This window comes from Stenotrophomonas sp. PA-6-5C, assembly GCF_021605635.1.
GTDB lineage: Bacteria > Pseudomonadota > Gammaproteobacteria > Xanthomonadales > Xanthomonadaceae > Stenotrophomonas > Stenotrophomonas lactitubi.
On record NZ_WKEE01000017.1, the window covers coordinates 1 to 14,385 of the forward strand.

The window sequence follows — 14,385 nt, forward strand, 5'->3', positions numbered from 1 at the left end:
GCCCGGCCCACCGCCAGAAATCCGCTGTAAACGACCAACCCCAACCACGAGGGGGCTCCGCCGATGGCTGCCGACCGCGCGCCAGCGCCGCTTTCCGCCAAATCCCCGAACCATGCGCTCGCTCACGGATTGACCACGCAATTGATGACAACGTTGTCCCCACCTGGCGCCGGACTCTCTCCCCGGCCCACCAGGTACCTCCGTCCGCCCCTCCGTCGCCTTCCCGGGCGATGTCCGGACCCTGCGTTACGTGCGGCGCCGTCGTGGCCCGTGCGCCAACCATCGATCGGAGACACACCATGTACGACCCGCTTGTGCAGAGTGCCGATGTACGCAGTGCCCACCCTTCCCTTCAACGCTGTCGCCCGCGCCGTCTGGCCTGGCTGCTGGCCCTCGCCGGGGCCGTTGCCCTGCCCGGCCTGGCCCAGGCCGCCAGCTGTGCCGGCGTAGCCGAATGGGACCAGGCCAAGATCTACCGGAGTGGCGATACCCTGCAGAAGGGAGGCGTCCTCTATCGGGCGAACCAGGACATCTGGAACGCACCGCCGGACCATCCGGCCGGGGCGCCCTACTACACCAACCTCGGCGCCTGTGACGGCAGCGGCGCCAACCAGCCGCCGGTGGTCAGCCTGACCTCGCCGGCCAACGGCGCCACCTTCAGCGCCGGCAGCACGGTCAACGTGACCGCCAATGCCAGCGATGCGGACGGCAGCGTCAGCAAGGTCGAGTTCTTCCGCGATGGCAGTTCGCTGGGCGTCGACACCAGCGCGCCGTACAGCGCCAGCTGGGCCAACGCCAGCGCCGGCAGCCATACCCTGCGCGCGGTCGCCACCGACAACAACAACGCCACCGCCAGCACCGCGACCATCACCATCACCGTCAACGCGGCCAGTGGCGATACCACCGCGCCCAGCGTGCCCGGCGGCCTGGCCGTGGGCACCCGCACCGCCAACAGCATCGCCCTGAGCTGGAGCCCGTCCACCGACAACACCGGTGGCAGCGGCCTGGCCGGCTACGACGTGTACCGCAACGGCAGCCTGGTCGGTTCACCGTCCAGCGCCAGCTATGTCGATGGCGGGCTGACCGCCTCCACCAGCTACAGCTACCGCGTGCGCGCCCGCGACAACGCCGGCAATGCCTCCGCACAGGGCACGGCGGTGACCGCCAGCACCCTGGCCGGCGACGGTGGCACCACCGGCAAGCGGGTCATCGGCTACTTCACCCAGTGGGGCATCTACGGCCGCAACTACCGGGTCAAGAACATCGACAGCAGCGGTTCGGCCGCGCGCCTGACCCACATCAACTACGCCTTCGGCAACGTGCGCAACAACCGCTGCGAAGTGGGCGTGACTCAGGCATCGGACCCGAACACTGGCGTGGGTGGCGATGCCTTCGCCGACTACACCAAGGCCTTCGGTGCCGGCGAAAGCGTGAGCGGCAGCGCCGATACCTGGGACCAGCCGCTGCGTGGCAACTGGAACCAGCTCAAGCAGCTCAAGGCCAAGTACCCGGGCATGAAGGTGCTGATCTCGCTGGGTGGCTGGACCTGGTCGCGCGGCTTCTCCAGCGCAGCGCAACCGGCCAACCGCCAGGCCTTCGTCGCCTCGTGCATCGACGCCTACATCAAGGGCAACCTGCCGGTGACCGACGGTGCCGGTGGCCCGGGTGCGGCGCTGGGCGTGTTCGACGGCATCGACATCGACTGGGAATACCCGGTGGCCTGCGGTATCGCCTGCGGCACGCCCGAGGACAATGCCAACTTCACCGCGCTGATGGCCGAGTTCCGTCGCCAGCTCGATGCGGTGCGTCCAGGCCTGCTGCTGACGGTGGCGGTCGGCGCCGGCATCGACAAGATCCGCGTCACCGATCCGGCCGCGTACCACCCGTACCTGGACTACATCAACGTGATGACCTACGACTTCCACGGCGCGTGGGATGCGAAGACCAATCACCAGTCGGCACTGTTCGATTCGCCGAGTGATCCGTCCACCGGCGACCAGAAGCTGTACAACAGCAACGACGCCATCGAGGCCTTCATCAGCCGCGGTGTTCCCGCCGCCAAGCTCAACCTGGGCATCGGTTACTACGGGCGTGGCTGGACCGGCGTGAGCAACGCCAACAACGGCCTGTACCAGAGCGCCACCGGTGCGGCACCCGGCACGTATGAAGCCGGCATCGAAGACTGGAAGGTGCTGAAGAACCTGGCGTGGCCCAGCTACACCGACAACACCGCCGGTGCCACCTGGATCTACAACGGCAGCACGCTGTGGAGCTTCGATACCCCGGCCAACATCACCCGCAAGATGGGCTACGTGAAGACCCAGGGACTGGGCGGTGCGTTCGTCTGGGAGTTCAGCGGCGACGACGCGCAGGGCACGCTGACCAAAGCGGTCAGTGATGGGCTGAAATAAGCAGACAACCGGGGATGCGACTGGCATCCCCGGTTTCCAACCTGTAGAGCCGAGCCCATGCTCGGCTGATGTGTCCGCAGCCGAGCATGGGCTCGGCTCTACAGAAAAAGGTCAGCGGCGGTCAGCGCTTGGCCGACAGCTTCTCCAGCGCGGCACGCAGCTGCATCGGCGGCAGGTAGCCACCCAGCTGGGTGCCATCCGGCGCGAAGATGGCCGGCGTACCGTTCACGCCCAACTGCTGACCCAGGGCGTACTGCATCGCCACCGGGTTGGTGCAGTTCTTCGCGGCCACCGTGCCACCACCCTTGGCATTGGTCAGCGCCTGGCGACGATCAGCCGCGCACCAGACCGAGATCATGTCGGTGTAATCCTTGCTGCCCAGCCCCATGCGCGGGAAGGCCAGGTACTCGACGGTGATGCCGTTGCGGTTGAGCTCGGCGATGTCCTGGTGCAGCTTGCGGCAGTAGCCGCATTCGATGTCGGTGAACACGCTGATGGTGTACTTCGCGTTCGGCGCGGCAAACACGATGCGATCGCCATGGTTGGCCTTGGCCAGCAGGTCGCGACGGTAGCCCAGCAGGCCCTCGCTGTTGGCCGGGCTCTTGGCGCGGGTGTCGTAGGGCTGCGACTGGAACAGGTAGCGGCCGTCGTCGGAGACGTACAGCAGCTGGCCGGAGACCACCACTTCACGGAAGCCCGGGAACGGCGCGGCGCCGATGTAGTCCACCTGGAAACCCGGGTTGAGCTCGGTCAGTGCCTTGCGCACGGCCTGCTCGGCCGCCCCGTTGGCGGCGGCAGGGGCGGCCTTGCCTGCCGCCGCGACAGGCGCCTTCGCGGCAGGCGGGGCAGGCTGGGCGCAGGCGGTCAGGCTGAGCGCACCGAGCACGGCGGCGATGGCGAATCGGAGCATGGAGCAGTCCGCAGCAGAGTAGAGAAGACTTCGGATTCTGACACAGCCATCCTGAGTGGACCGCGATCCCGCGCACAGGCCCGGCAGGGGCTCAGCCGCGCGGATGATGGCGGGCGTGCAGTTTCTGCAGGTGTTCGCGTGCGACCAGCGTGTAGATCTGGGTGGTGGACAGCGAACTGTGGCCCAGCAGCATCTGCAGCGCGCGCAGATCGGCGCCACGGTTCAGCAGGTGGGTGGCAAAGCTGTGCCGCAGGCCATGCGGACTGATCCGCGCCGGGTCGATACCGGCCACCGCCGCATAGCGCTTGACCAGGTGCCAGAATGCCTGGCGGGTCAAGCCATGCAGCGCCGGCTCGATGAACAAGGGCGTCTGCCCGTCGGCCAGCGCCTGCACATTGCCCTTGCCCACCAGTTGCGGTCGCGACTGCTGCAGGTAGCGTTCCAGCCAGTACTGCGACTCCTCGCCCAGCGGCACCAGGCGCTCCTTGCTGCCCTTGCCGGTCACCCGCAGCACGCCCTGGCGCAGGTTCACCGCCGTGGCGGGCAACAGCACCAGCTCGCTGACCCGTAGCCCGGCGGCATACATCAGCTCCAGCATGGCGCGGTCGCGCAGGCCGAGCGGACTGTCGATATCCGGCGCCGCCAGCAGCGCATCGATCTGGCTCTCGGCCAGCGCCTTGGGCAGCAGCCGTGGCAGCTTGGGTGGGTCGAGCAGTGCGCTGGGATCTTCACTGCGTTCGCCACGCCGCACGGCGTCGGCAAAGAACGCGCGCAGTGCCGACAGCAGGCGCGCGTTGCTGCGCGGCGACCAGTTGTGGCGGGTGCGCCAGGCCAGGTAATCGAACAGGCCGGCGCGTTCAACACCGGCCAGACCACCGTCGCGTCCATCACACCAGCGCGCCAGACCTTCGAGGTCGCGGCGGTAGCTGTCCAGCGTGGCGCGGGCCAGACCGTGCTCGGCCCAGATCGCGTCGAGGAAACGCTGGATGCGCTGGCTGTCCTCGCCGCGCAGCTCGGGCAATTGCTGAACCAGCTGACGACGCTCGGCGGGAGTGGAAGTGACGGCCATGCACGCAGGATACGAGGCCGACTGCGGGCACGGCCAGCATTGCGTATGCTCGGCACATGTCGAGCCCCGCCACCGATGCGGCCCACGTCGCCGCTGATACGCCCCGCCCGCGCGCGCTGCTGCTGTGGCGCCTGCTGGCGATGATCTATGACGCGTTGCCGGTGCTGGCCTTGTGGATGCTGGCCGGCACCGTGTTCACCCTGGCCTATACGTTCAGCGGCCATGCGCAGCGCGAGAACATCGCGCCTTTCAGCGCATGGCAATGGCTGCTGTGGGCAGTGTGCTGGGGGCTGACCGGCTGGTATGCCACCGCCAGCTGGCGGCGCGGCGGGCAGACCTTGGGCATGCGCCCGTGGCGCTTGAAGCTGGAATCACGCGACGGCACGCCGTTGCGACGCGGCCAGCTGTGGCTGCGGTTCGCGGTGGCCACGCTGTCGTTGCTGCTGGGCGGGCTGGGCTTCTGGTGGGCGCTGGTGGATCGCCAGCGGCTGACCTGGCACGACCGCGCGAGCGCCACCCGCATGGTGCGGATGCCGAAACGGTGATGCACTGCCTGTAGAGCCGAGCCCATGCTCGGCTATCGAGCGCATCGCGAAAGACAGCCGAGCATGGGCTCGGCTCTACACGATCAGCGCAGCGATCAGCCTGCAGGCGCCGGGTCGGGCAGGATCACCGCAGGCTGCGTCCAGATGTCGAAGAACGCCGAAGCAAACGCGTTGGCCTGTACGTCGTCAGCCACGGGCACCTGCCCGCTCATCTGCGCACGGGTCTTCACGAAGTCCTGCCACAACTTCAGGCTGCCCTTCTTCAGGCGCTTCTGCTCGCCTGCATCGGTGGCGGCCAGATACTGCGCATACAGTTCGCGCATCGGCTTGCCCTGTGCCTCGTAGGCGACCGGCAGGTCCGGCAGCTGGGCGGGGGTGAAGGCCACCTCCGCCGCCGGTGTCTGGTAACCAGACGGCCCGAAGGCTTCCTTCAGGTCTTCCTCGGCCTCCAGGTACTGGAAGAAGCCGGGCACGTTATAGAGCTTGGTGCGGTAGTCGGACGAGGTGTCCGGGCTGTTGGACACCACGGTGGTGGGCAGTTCACCCAGCAGCCCCACATCCCAGCGACGCGGAATGAACAGGCCGGTCGCCTTCACGTACGGGCCTTCAATCACCACGTCATTCAGTTCGACCTTCGAGGCAAGGTTGCCGGTATTGGTCTTGCTGGTGACGTACTGCTCGGTGACGATCACGTACTCGGCCAGAGCCGGGTTGATCAGGCCACCGATGCCATCGGCATAGACAACCATGCGCACGGTGCCGATTTTCTCGCCCTGCAGGCGGTACTGCCCCGGCTCCAGGGTGAGTGGCAGGGAGGTGTGCGGCAGCAGGGTATACACCTGCTGGTCGATCGACAGGGTGAGCGGCTTGTCGGTCGGATTGTCGATTTCGAAATCGACAGATCGGCTGCACCCAGCAGCAAGCAGTGCGGCCGCGATGCACGGCAGAATGTGACGGAAAATCATGTTCGTCCTTGAAGTGGAACTACGGAACTGTGAATCACCAGCGGTCGGGCGCAGGCCCAACCTGGCAGGCAAAGGCGCCGGGCATCTGCCGGCGCCGCAGGAATCAGCCGGACTTGCGCCGGAACAGCAATCCGGACACCGCCAGCATCACGATCGGCGGCAACGCGTAGGCAATGCGGTAGTCGAACTTGAGCGCGCCGGCCATGCGCCCGAAGAACAGCTGCAGCAGCCAGAACGCCAGCGCGAACAGGATGCCCAGGAACAGGCGCTTGCCCATGCCGCCACTGCGCAGCGAACCGAACGCGAACGGCACCGCCGCCAGGCACAGCGCCAGCACATTCAACGGATAGAACCAGCGGCTCCAGTACACATCCTCGTAGTCGCGTGCATCCAGGCCGTTGCGCTCGCGGTAGGCGATGCTGGTGCTCAGCTCGGACACGCTGAGGTTGCGCGGCTTGGCGATGCCGGTGGCCAAGGCTCCGGCGTCCAGCTTGGAATTCCACGGCTCACGGGCTGCTTCCTGGCGCGTTGCCGAGCGCTCGCCGAAGGTGTCACGGCGCACGCCGGTCAGCACCCAGCCGTCCTTGTCATGCTCGGCGGTGGCGGCATGGGTCAACGTGCCGACCCGCCCGTCCTCGTTGATCCTGTAGAGGCGCACGTCACGCAGAATCAGCCGCGTGCCCTTGTCGCCAACCAGCTGTTCTTCGCCACTCTGTGCGTTGAGGAACGTGTCACCTTCGCGCGCCCACAAGCCGGAGTAACGCGCCACCGCCATGTCGGTGCCCCACTTGGCACTCATCTTCAGCGAATCGGCGCGGTTCTGGCCCCAGGGCCCCAGGGTCTCGGCGCTGATCACCATCAGCCCGGTCAGCAACGACAGGGCGATCGCCACCGACACGCTCAGGCGCTTGCGCGACAGGCCCAGCGCGCGCAGCGCAGTCAGCTCCGAGGTCGCGGCCAGCTGGCCCAGGCCCATCAGCGCGCCGATCACCGCTGCGGTCGGGAACATCGTGTAGGCCCGGCGCGGCACGGTGTACAGCACCCAGGCTGCCGCATGGCCCAGCGAATAGCCGTTCTTGCCGATGTCCTTGAACTCGCCGGAGAAGGCCATCAGCACGTCCAGGCCGACCAGCACCGCCCAGGTCAGCAGCACGGTACCCAGCACCGCACGGCCCAGGTACAGATCGAAACGCATCGGTCGCAGCATCATGCGCGGGCTCCCTTCGGGCGGGCCATGCGGCCGTCACGCGCGTACATCCAGATCGCCAGTGCCAGCAGCGGCAGGGTCAGCCACCACAGGCCAAGCGCCGGCGGAATCTGGCCATTGGCAATCCAGCCACTGCCGATGAACATCATGTTGGTGCCGACCATGTAGGCCAGCAGGGCCAGCATCATCCGGCCGTAGCGCTGCTGGCGCGGCGAACTGCGGCCCAGCGGCACGGTCAGCAGGGCGAAGGCCAGCGCGATCAGCGGCGGGGCCAGGCGGCGATGCAACTGTGCCTGCGCCTCGGGGCGCTTGTCGCCGAACAGCGCGGTGGTCGGCATCAGTTCGGGGTCATCACTCTTGCGGGCTTCACTGCCGTCGGGCAGCGCCACGTCGTTGCGGGCGAAGGTCGCCAGGCGGTAATCCAGGCCGCCGGCCACCGGCCCTTCCAGCTGGTGGCCATCATCCAGTTCGAGGAAGCGCTGGCGGGCGCCTTCGAAGTACATGCGACCGCTGGCGGCGGACACCACTTCAAGGCGATCCTCCTTCTGCCGCTGCAGGAACACCCGGCCCAGCTGGCTGCCATCGGGGGAGATCGAGGCGACATACACCACGCCACCATTGGGCAGCGGGGTGAACCGGCCCGGCTCCAGGCCGGCCATCAGCACGCTGCGGTTGGCGTCCTGGATCATCTGTTCGGCGGTGCGCTGGGCCCAGGGCCCCAGCCACAACGAACAGGCGCCGACCACCGCGATCACCGGCAGCACCAGCAGCAGCAGGGGCTTGAGCAGGCGTTGGGGGCCGACACCGATGGCGGTGATGACCGCCATTTCCGAATCGCGGTAGAGGCGGGCGATGGCCAGCAGCAGGCCCAGCATCAGTGCCAGCGGCAGGATCAGCGGCATGTAGACGATGAACTGCAGGCCCAGCTGCGAGAACAGCAGCTTGGCTGGCAGCCGCCCGTCGGCGATGTTGCCGAGGATGTCCACCAGCACGCCGCCCACGCTGACCACCAGCAGGACGATCAGGGTAGCCAGGAAACTCTGGACGAAATCGCCCAATAGATAGCGGTCGAGCTTCAACATGGGGCGGTGGTTTAAACTCTCAGGTTCGTTCGCGGTGCCGCCCAGTCTAGCGTCTGGGCGTAAACGGTCCGCGATTGTACGGACTTGCCAATGGAATCTGCTCAATGGCTCTCGAATTCACCCTGAACCACCTCGCTGCGGCTTCGGCCGCCGTTGACTGCCTCGTCGTCGGCGCCTATGCCGACCATACCCTGACTGCGTCCGCGCAGGCACTGGATGCTGCAAGCGGTGGCCGCCTGACCGCCCTGGCCCAGCGCGGCGACCTGTCCGGCAAGACCGGCGCCACCACCCTGCTGCACGATCTGCCGGGCGTGACCGCCCCGCGCGTGCTGGTGGTCGGCCTCGGCGATGCTGCCCGCTTCGGCGTGCCGCAGTACCTGAAGGCGGTCGGCGATGCCGTGCGCGCGCTGAAGGCCGGCGCTGCCCGCAGCGCACTGTTCACCCTGTCCGAGGTGGCGGTGAAGGACCGCGACGCGGCCTGGACGATCCGCCAGGCGGTGATCGCCGCCGACCACGCGGCCTACCGCTACACCGCCACCCTGGGCAAGAAGAAGGCCGACGATGCCGGCCTGGCCCAGCTGGCCATCACCGGTGAGGACACGCAGGCCCTGGCCCAGGGCCAGGCCATCGCCGCCGGTGTCGAGTTCGCCCGCGAGCTGGGCAACCTGCCGCCGAACTACTGCACCCCGGCCTACCTGGCTGAAGTGGGTGTGAAATTCGCCGGCGAGCATGACGGCGCCGAAGCCGAGATCCTCGACGAGACCCAGATGGAAGCGCTGGGCATGGGCTCGCTGCTGGCCGTGGCCCGCGGCTCGGCCAACCGCCCGCGCCTGGTGGTGCTGAAGTGGAGCAATGGCGGCGACGCCAAGCCCTACGTGCTGGTCGGCAAGGGCATCACCTTCGATACCGGTGGCGTCAACCTGAAGACCCAGGGCGGCATCGAAGAGATGAAGTACGACATGTGCGGTGGCGCCAACGTCATCGGCACCTTCGTCGCTGCGGTCAAGGCCAAGCTGCCGTTGAACCTTGTCGTGGTGGTGCCGGCGGTGGAAAACGCCATCGACGGCAATGCCTACCGTCCGTCCGACGTCATCACCTCGATGTCGGGCAAGACCATCGAAGTCGGCAACACCGACGCCGAAGGTCGCCTGATCCTGTGCGACGCACTGACCTACGCGCAGCGCTTCGAGCCGCAGGCGCTGGTCGATGTGGCCACTCTGACCGGTGCCTGCCTGGTCGCCCTCGGCCACCAGACCGCCGGCCTGATGAGTAAGCACGACGACCTGGCCAACGAGCTGCTGGCCGCCGGCGAGCAGGTCTTCGACCGCGCCTGGCGCCTGCCGCTGTGGGACGAGTACCAGCCGATGCTGGATTCCAGCTTCGCCGACGTCTACAACATCGGCGGCCGCTGGGCCGGCGCCATCACCGCGGGCTGCTTCCTGTCGCGCTTCGCCGAAGGCCAGCGCTGGGCCCATCTGGACATCGCCGGCGTGGCCAGCGATGAAGGCAAGCGTGGCATGGCCACCGGCCGTCCGGTCGGCCTGCTGAGCCAGTGGTTGCTGGACCAGGTCGCCCGCGCCTGACGCTGTACCTGACCCTGGCCGGCAACCGCCGGCCGGGGCCTCGCCGCTCCAGCCGTCACCCGGCATGGATCGGCACCTGCCTCACCTGGATGCCGCCATGCCCCGCGCCGACTTCTACCTGATCGCCAAGCCCCGTTTCCTGACCGAGCCGTTGCGCCTGGTCTGCGAGCTGGCGCGCAAGGCCAACGACGCCGGGTTGTTCACCCTGGTGCTGGCCCGCGACCAGGCCCAGGCCGAAGAACTCGACGAACTTCTCTGGTCGTTCGACGACGATGCCTACATTCCGCACCAGATCGTGGGTGAGGATGTGGACGAGGAAGAAGCGCTGGTACTGATCGCCCCGCCCGGTGGCGAGGCGCCCGTGCGGCCGCTGGTGATCAACCTGCGCGACGAACCCTGGCTGGGCCAGTGCGAGCGCGTGCTGGAAGTGGTGCCGGCCGATCCGGAAGCGCGCGAACCGCTGCGCGAGCGCTGGCGCCAGTACAAGACCGCCGGTTACGACCTGAACAAGCACGACATGTAAGCCCTGCGAGGCCCCCTTGATGCGCCTGCTGATCGCCCTGATTCTTCCCTGGCTGTCCTTTTTCACCATCGGCCGGCCCTTTGCCGGCATCGTCTGCCTGATCCTGCAGATCACCCTGATCGGCTGGCTGCCCGCCGCGATCTGGGCTGCCTATTCGGTCAGCCAGTACCACACCGACCAGAAGATCCGGCGCACCCTCGGGTCGCGCTGATCTCCCTTCCCGCCTTGATGACTGGTTCCCCCGCATGACCCAACTCGCCTCCAGCTACGACCCGAAGTCCTTCGAGACCGACCTCTACGAGGCCTGGGAGAAGGCCGGCCATTTCAAGCCGTCCGGCAAGGGCGAGCCGTACACCATCCTGCTGCCGCCGCCGAACGTGACCGGCACCCTGCACATGGGCCACGCCTTCCAGCAGACCCTGATGGATGCGCTGGTGCGCTACCACCGCATGCGCGGCTACGACACGCTGTGGCAGGTGGGTACCGACCACGCCGGCATCGCCACCGAGATGGTGGTCAGCCGCAACCTGGCGCTGGAAGGCAACGGTGAGACCCGCGATTCGCTGGGCCGCGAGGGCTTCATCGGCAAGGTGTGGGAGTGGAAGCAGCAGTCCGGCGACATCATCGAACGGCAGATGCGCCGGCTCGGCACCTCGGCCGACTGGTCGCGCAGCACCTTCACCATGGACCCGCAGCCGTCCGAAGCGGTGATCGAGGCCTTCGTGCGCTGGCACGAACAGGGCCTGATCTATCGTGGCCAGCGCCTGGTCAACTGGGACCCGGTGCTGAAGACCGCGATTTCGGACCTGGAAGTGGAGAGCGCCGAGGAAGACGGTTTCCTGTGGTCGATCGCCTACCAGCTTGATGAAGGCCTGAGCTACGAACACGTCGAGCGCGATGCCGACGGCGTCGAGACGCTGCGCGAAACCCGCGATTACCTGGTGGTCGCCACCACCCGCCCGGAAACCCTGCTGGGTGACACCGCGGTGATGGTGCACCCCGAAGACGAGCGCTACCTGCACCTGATCGGCAAGAGCGTGGTGCTGCCGCTGACCGGCCGCCGCGTGCCGGTGATCGCCGATGACTACGTGGACCGTGCGTTCGGTACCGGCGTGGTCAAGGTCACCCCGGCGCATGACTTCAACGACTACCAGGTGGGCGTGCGCCACAGCCTGCCGATGATCAACCTGTTCACCCCGGTGGCCGCGATCAACGACAACGCGCCGGAACGTTTCCAGGGGCTGGACCGTTACGACGCGCGCAAGGCCGTGCTGGGTGAACTGGAAGACCTGGGCATCCTGGTCGAGACCAAGGCGCACAAGCTGCAGGTACCGCGCGGCGACCGTACCGGCCAGGTGATCGAGCCGTACCTGACCGACCAGTGGTTCGTGAAGATGGACGAACTGGCGCGTCGTGGTCTCGAGCTGGTCGAAGACGGTTCTATCGCCTTCGTGCCGCCGAACTGGATCAACACCTACCGCCACTGGATGACCAACATCCAGGATTGGTGCATCAGCCGCCAGCTGTGGTGGGGCCACCGCATTCCGGCGTGGTTCGATGCCGCCACCGGCAGCTGCTACGTCGGCCGCAGCGAAGCGGAAGTGCGGGCGAAGAACAATCTCGGCAGCGACGTGGTGCTGAGCCAGGAAAGCGACGTGCTGGAGACCTGGTTCTCCTCGCAGCTGTGGCCGTTCTCCACCCTGGGCTGGCCGAACGAGCAGGCGATGGCCGAGCGCGGTTTCGACCGCTACCTGCCGTCGTCGGTGCTGATCACCGGCTTCGACATCATCTTCTTCTGGGTGGCGCGCATGATCATGGCCACCGACAACCTGACCGGGAAGATCCCGTTCAAGGACGTCTACTTCACCGGCCTGATCCGCGATGGCCAGGGCCAGAAGATGTCCAAGAGCAAGGGCAACGTGCTCGATCCGCTGGACATCATCGACGGCATCACCATCGACGATCTGGTGGCCAAGCGCACCGGCGGGCTGATGCAGCCGCGCATGGTGGAGAAGATCGAGAAGGCCACGCGCAAGGAGTTCCCGGACGGCATCGCCGCCCATGGCGCGGATGCGCTGCGTTTCACCATCGCCGCGCTGGCCACCCATGGCCGCGACATCAAGTTCGACATGAACCGCGCCGAGGGCTACAAGAATTTCTGCAACAAGCTGTGGAACGCCAGCCGCTTCACCCTGATGAACACCGAAGGTGCGGCGTTCACCGGCGTGCCGACCCCGCGTACCGATGCCGAGCGCTGGATCCTCTCGCGCCTGGCCGCCACCACCGCCGAAGCGCAGGGCCATTTCGCCGCCTATCGCTTCGACCTGCTGGCGCAATGCCTATACGAATTCGCCTGGAACGAGTTCTGCGACTGGTTCCTGGAGCTGAGCAAGCCGGCGTTGAATGGCGCCGATGCCGCCGACGCTGACAGCACCCGCCACACGCTGCTGTACGTGCTGGAAGCGCTGCTGCGCCTGCTGCACCCGCTGACCCCGTTCATCACCGAACAGCTGTGGCAGCAGCTGGCCCCGCGCCTGGGCCTGGCCGAAACCACGCTGTCGCTGCGTCCGTACCCGACCGCCGCCGAGTTCGAGGGCGATCATGCGCAGGCCGAGGCCGACGTTGAATGGTTGAAGGCGGTGATCAGTGCCGTGCGCCGCGTGCGCAGCGAACTGAACGTCGCCCCGTCCAAGCTGGTACCGCTGCGCCTGCTGGCCGGCTTGGCACAGGACCGCGTGCGCATCGAACGCTTCAGCGCCTCGCTGTCGTTCCTGCTGAAGCTGGACAGCATCCAGTGGCTGGGCGACGCACAGAGTGCGCCGCCGGCAGCCGCCGCGATCGTCGGTGAGCTGAAGCTGCTGGTACCGCTGGAAGGCCTGGTTGATCTCGATGCCGAGCGCGCGCGCCTGGACAAGGAGATCAAGCGCGTGGAAGGCGAGCAGGAGAAGAGCGAGACCAAGCTGGCCAAGTTCTCCGACAAGGTGCCGCCGGCGGTGATCGAGCAGGAGCGCGTGCGCCTGGTCGACTGGAACAACCAGCTGGCTGGCCTGCGCGAGCAGCGCGCGAAGCTGTAACGCCTCACTGGTGGGTGCGGACCTGGGTCCGCACCCACCGTTCCGCTTTGGTAGGTGCCAACCTTGGTTGGCACATTTTCAAGGCTGACGCCGGGCAATGCCCGGCGTTTCATTTTTCCCCGCATGGCATCATCACCCGATGCCACTTTCCATCTTCCTGCTGGTCCTCGCTGCCGCGGCACTACATGCCAGCTGGAACGCGATCGTCAAACGCGGACCGGACAAGTTCCTCGGCACCGTACTGGTCACCGGCAGCGCCGCGCTGTTGTCTGCGCTCGTCTTGCCGTGGCTGCACTTCCCTGCCACGGAAAGCTGGCCGTGGCTGGGCGCGTCGGTGCTGCTGCAGGTGACGTACTACGCGTTGGTCGCACGCTGCTACCAGCAGGTCGACATGAGCCTGGCGTATCCGATGATGCGCGGCTGCGCGCCGATCCTGGTTGCGCTGGCCGGCGCCGTGCTCGGCGAACGCCTGCCGCCGTCGGCCTGGCTCGGCGTCATCCTGGTGAGTGGCGGCATCCTGTGCATGGCCCGCGGCGCACGCGGCGGCCAGCTGCGGCTGCCATTGCTGACGGCGGCGATGATCGCCACCTACACACTGGTCGATGCGCAGGGCGCACGGCTGTCCGGCAATGCGCTGAGCTATACGTTGTGGCTGTTCCTGCTGTCGGGCATTCCGTTGCCGCTGTGGGCACTGCATCGGCAGCGCGGCAAGCTGCTGGCGTATGCGCGCCAGCACTGGCCGCTGGGTGTGGCCGGCGGCATCGGCACCACCGCGTCGTATGCGATGGCGCTGTGGGCGATGACCCAGGTGCCGGTGGCCATGGTGTCGGCGCTGCGCGAATCGTCGATCCTGTTCGCGCTGCTGATCTCGGTGTTCCTGCTGCGCGAGCGGGTGCCGCGTGCGCGTTGGCTGGCGGCGGCGTTGATCGTGGCTGGCGTGTTGGCCCTGCGGCTGGCGTAAACAACGCATCGGTAGCGCCGGGCCATGCCCGGCGAGCGCAGCGGCCACGCGACGC

12 protein-coding genes are annotated in these 14,385 nt (G+C 67.3%); 7 read left to right on the forward strand and 5 right to left on the reverse strand.

Features of this window, described 5'->3' with window-relative positions; translation table 11 throughout:
• Window positions 1–299 precede the first annotated feature (299 nt).
• A complete protein-coding gene (locus GIW57_RS09395) occupies window positions 300–2,411 on the forward strand; it encodes a glycosyl hydrolase family 18 protein (RefSeq protein WP_230111604.1) in 2,112 nt (703 codons plus the stop codon).
• A gap of 121 nt (window positions 2,412–2,532) precedes the next feature.
• Here the strand turns inward: GIW57_RS09395 and GIW57_RS09400 are convergent, their stop codons facing one another.
• Both GIW57_RS09400 and xerD read right to left on the reverse strand, forming a co-directional pair.
• Window positions 2,533–3,321 (reverse strand): thioredoxin fold domain-containing protein, encoded by a 789-nt coding sequence (locus tag GIW57_RS09400; protein WP_236510239.1) that lies wholly within the window; start codon window positions 3,319–3,321, stop codon window positions 2,533–2,535.
• A gap of 91 nt (window positions 3,322–3,412) precedes the next feature.
• The gene (xerD, locus tag GIW57_RS09405; protein ID WP_100462849.1) at window positions 3,413–4,390 is read right to left on the reverse strand and encodes a site-specific tyrosine recombinase XerD; all 978 of its coding nucleotides are present in this window, start codon (window positions 4,388–4,390) and stop codon (window positions 3,413–3,415) included.
• A 56-nt stretch (window positions 4,391–4,446) separates the two neighbouring features.
• Between xerD and GIW57_RS09410 the strand changes: the two genes are divergently transcribed.
• Complete coding sequence (locus GIW57_RS09410) at window positions 4,447–4,935, forward strand: RDD family protein (protein ID WP_100462848.1); 489 nt, start codon at window positions 4,447–4,449, stop codon at window positions 4,933–4,935.
• Window positions 4,936–5,030: 95 nt separating this feature from the next.
• Here GIW57_RS09410 and GIW57_RS09415 read toward each other — a convergent pair whose 3' ends face one another.
• From GIW57_RS09415 to lptF, 3 genes are all read right to left on the reverse strand, one after another.
• Complete coding sequence (locus GIW57_RS09415) at window positions 5,031–5,900, reverse strand: hypothetical protein (protein ID WP_236510242.1); 870 nt, start codon at window positions 5,898–5,900, stop codon at window positions 5,031–5,033.
• Window positions 5,901–6,003: 103 nt separating this feature from the next.
• Entirely contained in the window at window positions 6,004–7,110 is a 1,107-nt protein-coding gene (lptG, locus tag GIW57_RS09420; RefSeq protein WP_100462846.1) for an LPS export ABC transporter permease LptG, read from the reverse strand.
• A complete protein-coding gene (gene lptF / locus GIW57_RS09425) occupies window positions 7,107–8,189 on the reverse strand; it encodes an LPS export ABC transporter permease LptF (RefSeq protein WP_100462845.1) in 1,083 nt (360 codons plus the stop codon). The genes lptG and lptF overlap by 4 nt, the downstream gene beginning before the upstream one ends.
• Before the next feature lie 104 nt (window positions 8,190–8,293).
• Here lptF and GIW57_RS09430 point away from each other — a divergent pair, with 104 nt between their 5' ends.
• The 5 genes from GIW57_RS09430 to GIW57_RS09450 all read left to right on the forward strand — a co-directional run bounded on the left by GIW57_RS09430 (window position 8,294) and on the right by GIW57_RS09450 (window position 14,330).
• On the forward strand, window positions 8,294–9,772 hold the full coding sequence (locus GIW57_RS09430; RefSeq protein ID WP_236510243.1) for a leucyl aminopeptidase: 1,479 nt from the start codon (window positions 8,294–8,296) through the stop codon (window positions 9,770–9,772).
• 97 nt (window positions 9,773–9,869) lie between these two features.
• On the forward strand, window positions 9,870–10,295 hold the full coding sequence (locus tag GIW57_RS09435; RefSeq protein ID WP_025879359.1) for a DNA polymerase III subunit chi: 426 nt from the start codon (window positions 9,870–9,872) through the stop codon (window positions 10,293–10,295).
• A 19-nt stretch (window positions 10,296–10,314) separates the two neighbouring features.
• Window positions 10,315–10,506 carry a YqaE/Pmp3 family membrane protein gene (locus tag GIW57_RS09440; protein WP_025879360.1) on the forward strand — a complete coding sequence of 64 codons (192 nt, stop codon included), beginning with the start codon at window positions 10,315–10,317 and terminating at the stop codon, window positions 10,504–10,506.
• A gap of 34 nt (window positions 10,507–10,540) precedes the next feature.
• Window positions 10,541–13,369: a valine--tRNA ligase gene (locus tag GIW57_RS09445; protein ID WP_236510245.1), complete on the forward strand. Its 2,829-nt coding sequence runs from the start codon at window positions 10,541–10,543 to the stop codon at window positions 13,367–13,369.
• A gap of 139 nt (window positions 13,370–13,508) precedes the next feature.
• Complete coding sequence (locus GIW57_RS09450) at window positions 13,509–14,330, forward strand: EamA family transporter (protein ID WP_100462842.1); 822 nt, start codon at window positions 13,509–13,511, stop codon at window positions 14,328–14,330.
• The last annotated feature ends 55 nt before the right edge of the window (window positions 14,331–14,385 follow it).

What these genes read in the sequence shown, in the direction of transcription:
- GIW57_RS09430 (WP_236510243.1), top strand. Translation starts at nt 8,294, where the DNA reads ATGGCTCTCGAATTCACCCTGAACCACCTCGCTGCGGCTTCGGCCGCC.
- GIW57_RS09410 (WP_100462848.1), top strand. Translation starts at nt 4,447, where the DNA reads ATGTCGAGCCCCGCCACCGATGCGGCCCACGTCGCCGCTGATACGCCC.
- GIW57_RS09445 (WP_236510245.1), top strand. Translation starts at nt 10,541, where the DNA reads ATGACCCAACTCGCCTCCAGCTACGACCCGAAGTCCTTCGAGACCGAC.
- GIW57_RS09440 (WP_025879360.1), top strand. Translation starts at nt 10,315, where the DNA reads ATGCGCCTGCTGATCGCCCTGATTCTTCCCTGGCTGTCCTTTTTCACC.
- GIW57_RS09395 (WP_230111604.1), top strand. Translation starts at nt 300, where the DNA reads ATGTACGACCCGCTTGTGCAGAGTGCCGATGTACGCAGTGCCCACCCT.
- lptF (WP_100462845.1), bottom strand. Translation starts at nt 8,189, where the DNA reads ATGTTGAAGCTCGACCGCTATCTATTGGGCGATTTCGTCCAGAGTTTC.
- GIW57_RS09415 (WP_236510242.1), bottom strand. Translation starts at nt 5,900, where the DNA reads ATGATTTTCCGTCACATTCTGCCGTGCATCGCGGCCGCACTGCTTGCT.
- GIW57_RS09400 (WP_236510239.1), bottom strand. Translation starts at nt 3,321, where the DNA reads ATGCTCCGATTCGCCATCGCCGCCGTGCTCGGTGCGCTCAGCCTGACC.
- GIW57_RS09435 (WP_025879359.1), top strand. Translation starts at nt 9,870, where the DNA reads ATGCCCCGCGCCGACTTCTACCTGATCGCCAAGCCCCGTTTCCTGACC.
- xerD (WP_100462849.1), bottom strand. Translation starts at nt 4,390, where the DNA reads ATGGCCGTCACTTCCACTCCCGCCGAGCGTCGTCAGCTGGTTCAGCAA.
- lptG (WP_100462846.1), bottom strand. Translation starts at nt 7,110, where the DNA reads ATGATGCTGCGACCGATGCGTTTCGATCTGTACCTGGGCCGTGCGGTG.
- GIW57_RS09450 (WP_100462842.1), top strand. Translation starts at nt 13,509, where the DNA reads ATGCCACTTTCCATCTTCCTGCTGGTCCTCGCTGCCGCGGCACTACAT.